The organism is Gemmata sp. (genome assembly GCF_051859125.1).
In the GTDB taxonomy this organism is placed as follows: domain Bacteria; phylum Planctomycetota; class Planctomycetia; order Gemmatales; family Gemmataceae; genus Gemmata.
This window is the reverse complement of the sequence record NZ_JBHYGG010000097.1, coordinates 1-13,093: the sequence shown is the minus strand read 5'-3', so window position 1 is coordinate 13,093 and position 13,093 is coordinate 1. Positions and strand designations below refer to the sequence as shown.

Annotated in this window: 9 protein-coding genes and 1 pseudogene; 4 read left to right on the top strand and 6 right to left on the bottom strand. The window is 71.7% G+C overall.

Going from position 1 to position 13,093, the window contains the following annotated elements:
* Together ACTIGN_RS10595 and ACTIGN_RS10590 are read right to left on the bottom strand one after the other, a co-directional pair.
* A pseudogene (locus tag ACTIGN_RS10595) lies at positions 1 to 324 on the bottom strand (hypothetical protein); the annotation flags it as partial.
* A gap of 248 nt (positions 325 to 572) precedes the next feature.
* On the bottom strand, positions 573 to 1,280 hold the full coding sequence (locus ACTIGN_RS10590; RefSeq protein WP_439623577.1) for a hypothetical protein: 708 nt from the start codon (positions 1,278 to 1,280) through the stop codon (positions 573 to 575).
* A 245-nt stretch (positions 1,281 to 1,525) separates the two neighbouring features.
* Here ACTIGN_RS10590 and ACTIGN_RS10585 point away from each other — a divergent pair, with 245 nt between their 5' ends.
* Positions 1,526 to 1,999 (top strand): hypothetical protein, encoded by a 474-nt coding sequence (locus tag ACTIGN_RS10585; protein WP_439623575.1) that lies wholly within the window; start codon positions 1,526 to 1,528, stop codon positions 1,997 to 1,999.
* A gap of 369 nt (positions 2,000 to 2,368) precedes the next feature.
* The gene (locus ACTIGN_RS10580) at positions 2,369 to 3,040 is read left to right on the top strand and encodes a hypothetical protein (protein WP_439623574.1); all 672 of its coding nucleotides are present in this window, start codon (positions 2,369 to 2,371) and stop codon (positions 3,038 to 3,040) included.
* Positions 3,041 to 3,229: 189 nt separating this feature from the next.
* Here the strand turns inward: ACTIGN_RS10580 and ACTIGN_RS10575 are convergent, their stop codons facing one another.
* Together ACTIGN_RS10575 and ACTIGN_RS10570 are read right to left on the bottom strand one after the other, a co-directional pair.
* A complete protein-coding gene (locus tag ACTIGN_RS10575) occupies positions 3,230 to 6,292 on the bottom strand; it encodes a beta strand repeat-containing protein (RefSeq protein ID WP_439623572.1) in 3,063 nt (1,020 codons plus the stop codon).
* Positions 6,293 to 6,480: 188 nt separating this feature from the next.
* Positions 6,481 to 7,389 carry an NAD(P)-dependent oxidoreductase gene (locus ACTIGN_RS10570; RefSeq protein ID WP_439623570.1) on the bottom strand — a complete coding sequence of 303 codons (909 nt, stop codon included), beginning with the start codon at positions 7,387 to 7,389 and terminating at the stop codon, positions 6,481 to 6,483.
* Positions 7,390 to 7,516: 127 nt separating this feature from the next.
* Between ACTIGN_RS10570 and ACTIGN_RS10565 the strand changes: the two genes are divergently transcribed.
* Positions 7,517 to 8,296, top strand: coding sequence for a lipase family alpha/beta hydrolase (locus ACTIGN_RS10565; RefSeq protein WP_439623568.1), 780 nt, complete (start codon positions 7,517 to 7,519; stop codon positions 8,294 to 8,296).
* A gap of 7 nt (positions 8,297 to 8,303) precedes the next feature.
* Here ACTIGN_RS10565 and ACTIGN_RS10560 read toward each other — a convergent pair whose 3' ends face one another.
* Both ACTIGN_RS10560 and ACTIGN_RS10555 read right to left on the bottom strand, forming a co-directional pair.
* Positions 8,304 to 9,059, bottom strand: coding sequence for an SDR family oxidoreductase (locus tag ACTIGN_RS10560; RefSeq protein ID WP_439623566.1), 756 nt, complete (start codon positions 9,057 to 9,059; stop codon positions 8,304 to 8,306).
* Between the two features lie 151 nt (positions 9,060 to 9,210).
* Positions 9,211 to 10,098, bottom strand: a complete 888-nt coding sequence (locus ACTIGN_RS10555) for an alpha/beta hydrolase fold domain-containing protein (protein WP_439623564.1) — start codon at positions 10,096 to 10,098, stop codon at positions 9,211 to 9,213.
* 101 nt (positions 10,099 to 10,199) lie between these two features.
* Between ACTIGN_RS10555 and ACTIGN_RS10550 the strand changes: the two genes are divergently transcribed.
* Positions 10,200 to 13,034 carry a PVC-type heme-binding CxxCH protein gene (locus tag ACTIGN_RS10550; RefSeq protein ID WP_439623562.1) on the top strand — a complete coding sequence of 945 codons (2,835 nt, stop codon included), beginning with the start codon at positions 10,200 to 10,202 and terminating at the stop codon, positions 13,032 to 13,034.
* Positions 13,035 to 13,093: the final 59 nt, after the last annotated feature.

The window sequence follows — 13,093 nt, the reverse complement described above, 5'->3', positions numbered from 1 at the left end:
GGTCGTGCTGACCCGCGTCACCGCGCCCGTCTGCGTGTCCTTGACGAACACGTCGGCCGCCCCGTTGGTGTCCCCGGGGACCAGGTTCGAGGCGCCGCTCGCGAACGCCACGTACCGCCCGTCCGCCGACACCGACGGCTGGTCCGAATCGGCGTTGCCGATCTGCGGCACGCCGTCGGAAATCAGGGCGAGCGAGGGTGTGACGCGGTCCTCGAGTTGCTCGAGGGCGGCCCCGAGGGGGCTCGCCCGCCGGCGGGTCGCCGGGGCCGCTGCGGGTCGGAACGCGGAGGTGAGTAGGCGGCGGACGGCGGCGCGGACGGGCATGGGGGCGGCTCCTCGGTGGGGCGGCCGCCGGTACGGACGGGCGAGGGCCGGTCCGGATTGCCGCGTGGTGACTCGACGGTCATAATATTATCGCCCGGGGCCGGGCCGCGGCAACCGCCGGACCCCGGCCCGGGGGCGGGTGGGCACGGGCCGCCCCCGGACCGCCCGCCACCACGCGCACAACCGGCCCCGCCGCGTCACGCTGCCGAGCGACTCCCACGCATCGAGCGGCGCGGCGCCCGCTCGCGTCACGCGGGGACGGTGGGGGTGACCTCGAGGGCGTTGACGATCCACAGGGACGAACCCGGGGCGGTGCTGAACGTCACCGTCAGCACCCCGTCGGCCCCGGCCGTCCCGCTCACCGTCACGGTCCCGCTGCCCCGGAGCGTCTGCGTGGTCCCGCCCGGGCCCGCCACCGACGCCCGCACCCCCTGCTTCCCCTGGGTCGGGGCCGCGTACGTGTGCACCGTCACCGTGGCCGACTGCCCGGCCCCCACGAACACCTTGAACGCCACCGGGGTGAGCCCGTACGCGTAGTCCCCGAGCACCCGGGCGTCCCCGCCCGCCGGCACCCGGCCCCCGGTCGACCCGCCCACGCTCCCGGTCGTGGCCCACCCGTACCCGGTCGCGGCCGAGTACCTGGTCCCGGGCATCACCCGGTCCCACCCAGGCGACTGCTTCCCGATCGAGTTCGCCTTCATGTCGAACTTGCCGCCCGGGCGCACGACGAGGGTGACGGCCCGGGTCGCGTCCGGGGTCTCGCCGTTGCTCGCCTCGACCGTCACCGCGTACGTGCCCACCGCCGTCGGGGTGCCCGCGAAGGTCCCCGTGCCGTCCCCGTTGTCCGCGAACGTCACTCCGGGCGGCAGGGCCCCCGACGCGGTCAGGCCCGGAACCGGGGTCCCGGTCGCTACCACCGTGAACGCGCCGGCGGTCCGGACGGTGAACGCCCCCACGGTGCCGCCGGTGAACGCCCGCGGGGCGGCCCGCCTGAGGACGAAGTCGCGCCCGGTGGCGCCCCCCCGCGTAGGTGACCCCGTAGGCGTCCCCGGCCAGGGTGGCGACCGGGGGCGCGGCGTTGGCGAACTGGCCGGTGCCGGCCGTCCCGCCGGTGACCACCGGGAACACGGCCCCGGGGTCCGGGACGAACCCGCCCGCGTAGTTCACCGCCAGGGTCGCCCCGCCGTACGCGGCCCCGCCGGTGACGGCGACCCGGCCGAACGCGGCCGGCCCCGCGAACGTGGTGGTGAGGGTGGTGCCGCTGCCGAGCGTGAGCGCGCCCGAGACCTGGAGGACCGAGGTGGCGGCCGCCGCGGAGCCACCCAGTGTGAGGTCGTCGGTGAACGACACGGTCGCCGCCGTCAGGACCGTCGCCGCCGCCCCGAGCGCGACCGGGTCGTTGAGCGTCTGGGCGCCGGTCGTGGCCACCGCCCCGCCGTTGATCGCCGTGGTCCCGCCCGCGTCCGTCGTCAGGCTCGCGAGCGGGGTGCCACCGACCGGCCCGCCGAACGTCGTCGCGCCGGAGGAGTTCACCGCCAGGGCGTGCCCGCCCGAGACCGAATTGGCGAACGTGACCGGCCCGGCCCCGGCGGAGAGGGTCGCGTCAGCGGCGAGCGTCACCGCACCGGCGTACACCTGGCCCGCGGCCCCGGTCGTCGTCACCGTGCCGCCCTGAAGGGTGGTGCTGATACTGGAGGCGCGGAGCGAGTCGACGGCGAGCGGGGCGGAGACGAGGGTGCCCCCGGCCGACGCGAGCGTCAGGTGCGACCCGGCGACCTTCGCCGCCGAGGACACGAAGAGGAACGCGTCGGTCGAGTTGAGCGCGTAGTACGCCGGGACGGCCCCCCCGAACTGGGAGACGTCGGGGATCGCGGCGTCGGCGATCGTCGAGTCCTGGGCGTACCAGAACGCCGCGGGGGCGGCCGCGCCGGCGCGGTCGCGGAACGAGCCGTTTGCCACCTCGACCTGTGCCAGCGCCCCGAACGCCCCGGTCCCGGCCCGGAACGACTGGGCGTCGGCGTTGACCCGGGACCCGGCCCCGAACGTGACGAACCCGTTGCCGGTCGTGGCGGACTGGACGGCGAAGCTCGGGAGGGGGAATCCGCCGCCCGGGAGCCCCGGGGGCGGCCCGGCGGTCGGCGGTACGGCCACGGTCGCCGTAGCGGTGACGACCCCGTTGACGGCCACCGCCCCGGTGGCGGTGACGGCAACGCGTGCGGCCGTGATGGCGTCGGCGGACGACGCCCCGAGTTGGGCGGACCCGCCCACCGCGACGGTCAGGTCGCCCGGGACGGCGACGCTGCCGCCGGAGGTGGTCACCAGGACCGACTGGCCGGTGCCGGTGCCCCCGACGTTGATGGCGGACACGTTGGAGAACGCCTCGCCAGAATACCCTGTGCCGGACACGCTGATGCTGGTGCCCGCCGCCGCCGTGCCGGTGACCGTCGCGGTGTCCCCGCTGGCCCCGAGGGTGACGGTGAGCAGACCGTCGGCGAACGACGTGGTGACGGCGGGCGTGGCGCGGTCCTCGAGTTGCTCGAGGGCGGCCCCGAGGGGGCTCAGCCGCCGGGACTCGGGGGCCGCTGCGGGTCGGAACGCGGACGTGAGCAGGCGGCGGACGGCGGCGCGAACGGGCATGGGGCGGCTCCGGGGCGGCCGCCGGGACGGACGGGCGAGGGCCGGTCCGGACCACCGCGTGGTGACTCGACGGTCGTAGTATCGTCGGGGCCGGGACCGGGGCAAGCGCCGGGCCGCCGGCCGGGGCGAATCTTCGCGGGCCGCTCCCGGCCCGTCCGCCACCACGCGAACAACCGCACCCCGCTCGACGCGTGGCGCTGCTGATCGTCACCCGGGCCTTCAGCAGCGCGGGGGTGTGCCTGTGCGGCCCCCCCCGACCAGGATCGGTTCACACGGGGACGGTGGGGGTGACCTCGACGGCGTTGACGATCCACAGGGACGAGCCCGGGGCCACGCTGAACGTGACCGTAAGCACCCCGTCGGCCCCGGCCGTCCCGCTCACCGTCACGGTCCCGTTCCCGCGCAACGTCTGCGTGGTCCCGCCCGGGCCCGCCGCCGCGGCCCGGACCCCCTGGAGCCCCTGGGTCGGGGCCGCGTACGTGTGGACCGTGACGGTCGCCGCCTGCCCGGCCCCCACGAACACCTTGAACGCCACCGGGGTCAGCCCGTACGCGTAGTCCCCGAGCACCGCCGCGTCCCCGCCCGCGGGCACCCGGCCGCCCGTGGACCCGCCCACGTTCCCGGTCGTCGCCCACCCGTACCCAGTCGCCGCACTGTACTTAGTCCCGGGCATGACCCGGTCCCACCCGGCCGACTGCTTCCCGATCGAGTTCGCCTTCATGTCGAACCGCCGGGTCGCGTCCACGGTGAACGCGGCGGTCGCGGGGGTCGGGTCCACGTTGCCCTCCGCGTCGACGGCCGCGACGGAGATCGTGTGCGGGCCGTTGCCCAGCATCCGGGTCGTGAACGACGGTCCCGTGACGACGATGGGCTTCCCGCCGTCGATGCTCACCCGGTACTCCGTCACCCCGCTCTCGGTGTCGGTGCCCGAGAAGGTGAACGTCGGCGTGGGGTTCTTCGTGAGCCCCGTGGGCCCGGTGAGGATCTGCGTGTCGGGTGCCGTTTCGTCAACCACCGTCAGCGTCACCGCCGTCCCGGTGTAGTGGACCCGGAGGAGCCGGCCCCCGAACGAGACCATGGCCCCCTCGGCGAGCCCGGTGAACTCGTTGTCGACGTCGGCCGCCGAGACGACGGTGAAGACGTCGCCGAACACCGGGCTGTAGTCCCCGGAGAGGACCAGACCGACGCCGGTGAGGTCCACGGTCCCGGACGCCACGAACTGGGTGTAGTCGGTGGCTTCCGCCGTCCCGTCGATCACGATGCTCAGGTCGCTGCCGCTGGCGAACGAGGCGGTTAGGGCCGTCGCGTCGGTCCCGGACCGGACCGGCGTGTACCCGCCGGTGCCCGGCGCGAGCGTCAGCGACCCGCCGTTCGTGTCGATCGCCCCGGCGGCCGTCGTCGCGGGGCTGATGGTCCCGCCGCTCGCCAGCGTGAGGTGCGTCGGGACCGGCCGGGTCAGGTCGGCCGCGACGGTGATCGCGCCGGCGGTCGCGTCGCCGATCTGCAGGCGGATGTCCGTGACCGGGGACGCGACCGTGACGAGGTCGAGTTCCGCCTGGAGGAGGCTGAGTTGGTCGGCGGTCTCGGCCCCGAGGCTGATCGCGCGGCCCGCGGTCCTCGGCTTCAGGGTGACCGTTCCCGTCCCCGAGTTGCCCATGCGGCCGGACGACAGGACCATGTTGTCCGAGTTGATGGTGATGTCCCCATCCGTGCTGGCCCCGACGCCGCCGTCGCGGCCCTGGTCCAGGATGAACGACTTGCCCGGGCCTGTGGTGATGGTGACGTTGGCCCCGGGCGAGTTGCTGTTGAGGATCGACCCGCCCCTAATCGCGTGGAGGATCTTGACGTCGCCGCCCGCGGTGACCCGGAGCCCCGCCGCGCCGTTGGCCTCCGCGAACGTCGTGTTGTCCAGGACGATGTCGCCGCCCGCCTCCAGAACGAGCCCCTCCCCGCTGACGTCGCCCCAGGCGCTCGACGTGCCCAGGGTCAGATGCCGGCCTGCGCGGAGCGTCGCCGTTCCGCCGCCGGACGCGACGGCGTTGTCGGCCCCGCCCTGGGTGACGATGTCGGACGTGCCGCCCGTCGCCGTCAGGGCGACGTCACCGGTGGCCTGGACCCCTCTGCTGACCGTAATCGTGCCGGTGGCTTCCAGTGCGATGCTCCCGCCGGCCTTCAACGCCTCGTTCACCGTGAGGGTGCCGGTGGTCGCCACGCTGACGACCGCGCCGGTCCCGGTGACATCGATGCCGCCGGCCGCGCTCGCCCCGCCGATGGTCAGGTTCCCGGTGTTCGCGACGTACACACTGCCGGCACCGGTGGCCTCCAGGTTGTCGACGTCGATGGGGATCGGGGTGACGACCGGGAGCTTCGTCGCCCCGACGTACTCGATCCCCGCTCCGGTTCCGGTGGAGAGGGTCAACTTGCCGACCGTGATCGCCGACCCGCCGGGGAACGTCTCGTCGAGGTACAGGCTCTTGCCCGTCGTGATCGAAATGTTGGAGGTCTTCGCGGGGCTGATCGGGGCGGTAATCTTCGCGCCGCCGGCGGTGGCGCTGCCGATCTCGATGGCCCCGGCGGTGATCCGGTCGAGTTCGTTGTCGGTCAGGCCCAGGAACCCGGCCAGGTCGCCGCCGCCGATGTTGATTTCCTGGCCGGACGACGCCGGGCGGATGCGGACAGTCGCCGTGCCGGCGTTAATGGTGGAGGCGTTGGCACCGAACGTCTGCAGGTCGAGCCGGTCGCCCGCGAGCAGGAGGTCGGCGGTCGTCGAGAGGTGGGCGGCTCCCGAATCAACCGCCCTGAAACTGATCGTGGTGTCGCCGGTGACCGAGAGCGCGGAGGGGCCGAAGTCCGTGCTCCCGGTGAACTGGATGCCGCGGGAGCCGTTGTCGAGAACGATGGTCGTCGGCATCGCCGGGTAGGCGTTCGCGCCGCTGTCGAGGAAATTCACCACCCCGCCGGTGATGGTCGGTGCGTCGATAATCGAGACCTGGACGGGAACGCTATCGACGACCAGATCGAACGAGTGGCCGGTTTCATCCCCCGCGAACGAAGACTGTCCGCCGCCGATGCCCTCTTCTGGGAGGATGTCGACGGTGAAGCGGACGGTACTGCTCCCGATCGATCGGATGCTCAACTGTTCCCGGTCCGCGTCCAGCTCGATCGACATGGTCGTCGGGTTGGCAGGGTTGTCGTACGTCACGACGGCGGGGGTCGCGCGGTCCTCCAGCGTCTGGAGCTGGGGGCGGTACGCCCGAACCGGGCCGCGAAGCGACGCGGGGTTGAGACCGAGGGTGCGGGCGACGGAGCGAATCCACCAGGGGCGGGGCATGGGGGCGACTCGGGGTGGCGGGTCTTGCGGGCCGGTGCAGCCAGTAGTATACCGCGCCGGCATAGGACGTTCGGCCGCGTGGGGGCACCCGGTGCGGACGGAAGCGTTCTCAATCCCACAATCCGCACCGGGCGTCACCGCCGGCGGCACACGCGGGACCCGCCCGACCGCGCCACCCGTCCCGGACCTCACCGCTTGACGTTGTTGAGCGTCTCCAGGGCCACCAGCAGGGCGTGGGTGCCCTTGCGGCCCATGCCCTGGGCGCGGACCGCCTCGTAGAGTTGCTTCGCCAGCCCGAGGCCCGGCAGCGACAGGTTCATCGCCTCGGCCTCGGCCAGCGCGATGCCCATGTCCTTGATGAAGTGCTCGACGTAGAACCCGGGCTCGAAGTTCCGGGCCAGCATCCGCGGCCCGAGCACCTCCAGCGCCTTGCTCCCGGCCGCGCCGACGCTCACGCTCTTGAACACCGTCTCCAGGTCCAGCCCGGCCTTGTACCCGTACAGCAGCCCCTCGCACACCGCGATCATGTTCGACGAGATGAGGATCTGGTTCACCATCTTCGTGTGCTGCCCGGCCCCGGCCGCGCCCTGGTGGACGATCGTCTTGCCCATCGCCTCGAAGACCGGCTGCACGGCCGCGACCACGTCCTTCTCGCCGCCGATCATGATGGAAAGGGCCGCGTTCTTCGCGCCCACGTCGCCGCCCGACACCGGCGCGTCGAGGGCCGCCACGCCCTTCCCCTTCGCCGCCCCGTAGATCTCCTTGGCGAGCGACGGCTCGCTGGTCGTCATGTCCACGAGAACGGTGCCCGGCTTCGAGCCGGCGAGCGCGCCGTCGGTCCCGAGGAACACCTCGCGGACGTCTTTGGGGAACCCGACGATGGCAAACACCACGTCGGACTGCTCGGCGACTTCCTTCGGCGTTTTGGCGGCCCTCGCCCCCAGGTCGAGGAGCGGCTGGAGCTTGTCGGCGCTGCGGTTATAAACTGTCGCCGTGAACCCCTTCGACATGGCGTGCTGGCACATCCAGCGGCCCATGACGCCGGTGCCGATCCAGCCGATGCGGGTCTTTCCGGGCTGCGCGACGGGAATGGTCATTGCGTGGGTCTCGTGAAGGGAATATGGTGGTTTGATTACGCCGGGTGGTGCCACCCGGTCGCACAAAAACGGTGTACGCGAAAGCCGGCCCGTTACAACGGGCCGCGGGCGCTGTGGGGTCAAGGACGTGATCGCGACCGAACCGCTCATTCCCCAGTTAACCGCCCCGATCGTGCTCGCCCCCGGGCTGGGCGGGTACAACCGGGTGGCGGCGTGCGGGCACGTCCTGCGGAACTACTTCCCCGGCGTCCCCGAGTTGCTGGAAGCGGCCGGGAACCGCGTGGTCGTCGCCCGCGTCAGCCCGACCGACGGCGTGGCCCGGCGGGCCGCCGACCTGAAGCGGTACATCGACGCCCACGTGCCGGCCGGCCCGTTCCACCTCGTCGGGCACAGCATGGGCGGCCTCGACGCCCGGTACATGACTGCGAGGCTCGGCATGGCCGGCCGCGTGCTGTCGGTCACCACCGTGGGCACCCCGCACCGCGGGAGCACGTTCGCCGACTGGGGCGTGGGCCGGTTCGCGCGGCTCGTGCTGCCGCTGCTGAAGTGGCTCGGCATCCCGCACCAGGCGTTCCTCGACCTCACGACCGACGGGTGCCGCCGGTTCAACGAGGAGGTGCCCGACGCGCCCGGGGTGCGGTACTACTCGGTGGCCGGCGACTGCGACCGCTCGCTGCTCGGGCCGGAGTGGCTCCTGCCGTTCTCCGTGGTGTTGAAGGCCGAGGGGCCGAACGACGGCGTCGTGTCGGTCGCGAGCGCCGCGTGGGGCGAGCACAGCGAGGTGTGGTCCGGCGACCACCTGAACCTCGTCAACTGGCCGAACCGGTACGCCCGCCGCCGCGGGTGGCCCGGCATCGCCCCCGACTACGGCCGCATCGTCCGGCGGTTGGCACAGGCCGGGTTCTGACCCGTCCCTACCCCCGGCCGACGAACGGCATCTGGGTCGCCATCACGGTCATGAACAGCACGTTCGCGTCGAGCGGCAACCCGGCCATGTAGACCACTGCTTTCGCCACGCACTCCACGTCCATCGTCGGCTCGGCCGCGACCGTGCCGCTGGCCTGCATCACCCCGTCCTTCATCCGGGCGGTCATCTCGGTGCCGGCGTTGCCGATGTCGATCTGCCCGACGGCGATGTCGTACTTGCGGCCGTCGAGCGCCGCCGCCTTCGTGAGTCCGGTGACCGCGTGCTTGGTCGCGGTGTACGGGGCCGAGTTCGGCCGCGGCGCGTGCGCCGAGATCGAGCCGTTGTTGATGATCCGCCCGCCCCTCGGTGACTGCGCCTTCATCTGCCGGAACGCTTCCTGGATGCAGTAGAAGACCCCGCTCAGGTTCACGTCGACGACCTGCCGCCACTTCTCGACGGTGAGGTCTTCGAGCGGCACCGGCGGTGCGCCCATGCCGGCGTTGTTGAACAGCAGGTCGACCCGGCCGAGCGCCTCGACGGTCAGCCGGAACAGGTGCTTCACCGCGACGGGGTCGCTCACGTCGGTGGGCACGCACAGGTGCCGCGCGCCCGTTGGTGCGAGTGCGGCGCTGGCGTCGAGCGCGTCGGCCCGGCGGCCCACGAGCGCAACGGCCCAGCCCTCGCGCAGCAGCGCGAGCGCCGCGGCCCGCCCGATCCCCGACCCGGCCCCGGTGACGACCGCGACTTTACCGTTGGGTTGCATTCGTTCGGCTCCAGTGCGGAAAAGGCACCAAGCGATGGCACGCGGAGGACGCGGATCAGAGCCAGGATCAAGAGGATCAGCAGCGATCTTGTCTGATCAGATTTCAATCCCGCTTTGATCCGCGTCCTCCGCGTGCCATCGCTTCCCGACTTCACTTCGCCTTGAGGTGCTTGTCGAAGTACGCGACCAGCGCCTTCTCGGCGGCCTCGGCGTCCTTCCCCTTGAACCCGTGCCCGGCCCCTTCGAGCGTGACCAGTTCGGCCTCGACGTTCGCGGCCCTGAGCTTGTCCACGAGCCACACGGCCTGCTCGTGGGCGACGTACTTGTCCTCGCTGCCGTGGATGCACAGGGTCGGCGCGGCGTTCGGCGTCACCCAGTACAGCGGGCTCGCCTTGATGTGCGCCGCACGGGCCGCCTCCAGGTTCCCGCCCAGGAACAGCGGGAGCACCTCGGCCGCGTCGACGCTCTTGCCGTAAGACTTGGTGAAGTCGCTCGGGCCGTACACGTTCACGACGCACTTCACCTTGCTCGACTGCTCGGGGTTCCCGCCGGTCCCCTCAAACTCCTTCACGTCGCCGGTGACCGCGAGGAACTGCGCGAGGTGCCCGCCGGCCGAGCCGCCGGTGACGCCGATGCGCTCGGGGTCGATGTGGTACTTCTTGGCGTTGGCCCGGAGCCACCGGACTGCGGCCTTCGTGTCGTGGATTGCGGCCGGGAACGGGTACTTCGGCGCGAGCCGGTACGACGCCGTGACCGCGACGTACCCCCGCTCGGCCATGCGGACGATCTGCTGGTCGTACCCCTCGCGCTTCCCGGCCCGGAACCCGCCACCGTGGATGAACAGCACGCACGGGAACGGCCCGTCGCCGGCCTTGGGCCGCGCCATGTTGAGTTGCAGGTGCTGGTCGTCGGGGTTCGTGTACTCGATGCCGGCCTCGAACGTCACCGTGTCGGGGACCGTTGGGCCTTTCTGCTGGGCCGGGGCCGCCGCGACCGCGACGAGAACGGCGAGCGGCAGCGCGAGAGCGAATCGGATCATGGGGCGGGTCTCGGGAGGGAGGTTCGGGTAGATTGTATGCGGTGAACCCGGGCCGCTGCCCCTCCGACGAACCCGCATCGCACCCCACCACGGTAAGTACCATGCACGCCTGCCTGTCCCTCGCCGGCGTCCTCCTGTTCGCGAGCGCCGCGGCCGCACAGCCGCCGAAGCAGGCACTAGAGGGGCCGAAGTCCGCCGACCCGCGGCTCACGGTCGAGCTGTTCGCCGCCGCGCCGGACGTCGTTCACCCGATCGCGCTCGACTTCGACGCGAAGGGCCGGTTGCTCGTGGTCGAGAGCCACACGCACTTCCGCCCCGCGAACTACGCCGGCCCGAAGGCCGACCGCATCCGCATGTTCGAGGACACCAACGGCGACGGGAAGGCCGACAAGATCACCACGTTCTTCGAGGGCACGACGTTCACGATGGACCTCGCCGTTCACCCGGACGGCTCGGTCTACGTCGCCACGCGGAACGAGATCATCCGGTTGCGCGACACGAAGGGCACCGGCACCGCCGACGAGAAGACCCGCATCGCGAGTCTCGACACGAAGGGGAACTACCCGCATAACGGGTTGTGCGGGCTGTCGTTCGACTCCCGCGGCGACCTCACGTTCGGCATCGGCGAGAACCTCGGCGAGCCGTACAAGCTCGTCGGGGCCGACGGCACGCTCACCGGCGGCGGCGAGGGCGGCAACGTCTACCACATCACCGCCGACGGGAAGAAGCTCCGCCGCGTTGCGACCGGGTTCTGGAACCCGTTCGGCTCGTGCCGCGACATCTTCGGCCGGCTGTTCGTTGTCGATAACGACCCGGACGCCTCGCCGCCGTGCCGGCTGCTGCACGTTGTGGAGGGCGGCGACTACGGGTTCCAGTTCCGCTACGGCCGCGCCGGCCGGCACCCGTTCCAGGCGTGGAACGGCGAACTCCCGGGCACGCTGCCGATGGTCGCGGGCACGGGCGAGTCGCCGTGCGAGGTCATCAGCTACGAGTCGGACGGCCTACCAGCCCAATACCTCGGCAACCTGCTCGTACCGGCGTGGGCCGACCACCGCGTCGAGCGCTACGAGTTGAAGCAGCGTGGCGCGAGCTTCGGGGCCGACCGCAAGCCGTTCATCCAGGGCGGGAAAGAGTTCTACCCATCCGGCCTGACGGTCGCGCCAGACGGCTCGCTGTTCGTCACCGACTGGGGATCGAAGAGCTACCCGCTGCACGGCCGCGGCGCGATCTGGCACGTCCGCACGAAGGACGCGAAACCCGCCGCCCGCCCGAAGGAGCCGAAGGACGCGCTCCACTGCGCCGACCGCAAGACCCGCGAGGCCGCGGCCCACATGTTGGCGAAGGACGACGCGGGTCGCGAAATTCTCCTCACACAACTCGCCACCGATGCCGTCGTCACGAAGGCCGTGGCACTCGCGGCGCTCGTGGACGCCAACGACTCGCGGCCCGATCTCGCGTCGATCGCCAAAAACGATGAAGAGTCGATCGGCCTTCGAGAACTGGCCGTGCGGGGGCTGATCGCGCGCGGTGGGGACGTGTCCAAGCTCGCGACGGAGAACGGTCACTCGGCGGTGCGGGCCACTGCGATCGCGGGCATGAAAGGCGACGCGGCCCAGACCACGCTGCCGAAGTTCCTCGGCGACGCGGACCCGTTCCTGCGGCACGCCGCCGTCGAGCGGCTCTCCAAGATTCCCGGCCTCCTCGCGCTCACCGACCACAAGGCGGTGACCGACCCCAGGCAGCGGATCGGCCTCCTGCTGGCGTGGCGGGCGTCGGGCAAGAAGACCGGCCCCGACAAGCTGAGCGACTTCCTCAAGGACGCCGATCCCGACGTGCGGTTCCTCGCGGTGAAGTGGGTGGCGGACGAGAAGCTCGCCGAGTTCCGGCCGCAGATCGTCGAGATGCTCAAGAACCCGAAGCTCGACCCGCGGGAGTTCATCGGGCTGAGCACCGCACTCGCGCGGCTCGACGACAAGCCCGCGACCGATAACAGCCTCGCCGACTACTTCCTCGACCGGCTCAAGGACAAGGCCGCCGCACCCGCGACGCAGTTGATGGCGCTGCGGGCCGTCCCCGCGACGCACAAGAAGCTCACCACCGACCAACTTCTCGACCTGCTCAAGCACGACGACGCGGCGTTCCACGTCGAGGCGCTGCGGGCGCTCAAGGACCGCGGCGACCCAAAGGCGACGCCCGCAGTTTTGGCCATCGCCAAGGACGCGAAGCAATCGTCCGTCGTGCGGGCGCAGGCGCTCGTCACGCTCGCCGCTCTGAACGGTGCCGATGCCGACTTCCTGATCGGACTGGCGAGTGACACCGACGTGTCACTGTCGCAGGAAGCGCTGCGGGCGCTCGTGCAAGCGAAGCTCACCCCGGCACAGCAAGAGAAGCTCGCGGCGCTCGCCAAGGACAAGCCCGACACCGAACAGCTCGTGGCCCGCGTGCTGGGCAAGCCGGTGAACGCCGGCCGGCCCGCGGCGAAGGACGTCGAATCGTGGCTCAAGCGCGTCGACGGGCCGGGCGACCCGGAGGCCGGGCGGCGCGTCTTCGAGCACCCGAAACTCGCCGGGTGCTACAAGTGCCACCAGGTCGAGGGGCGCGGCGCGAACGTCGGCCCGGACCTGAGCCTCATCGGCCGCACCGAGCGCCGGTGGGTCGTCGAGTCGATCCTTCAACCGAGCAACGTCGTCGCCCCGCACTACCAGGCGTGGAAGATCGAGACGGCCGACGGCCGCACCGTCACCGGGCTGCTGGTGGGCACAAACCTCGACGTGTCCGAGTACATCGACGACAAGGGGAACCGGTTCAAGGTGCCGGCCGCGGACGCGGTGGACGTGAAGGCGTCGGCGGTGTCGATCATGCCCGAGGGGCTGTTCGACAACCTCACCGACCTGGAAATCCGCGACCTCCTCGCGTACCTCGCGGCGCGGAAGTGAATGGCCTGGGCGAACCCTGAGCGCCAGCGAGGGGGTGACGTCACCCCCTCGCTGGCGCT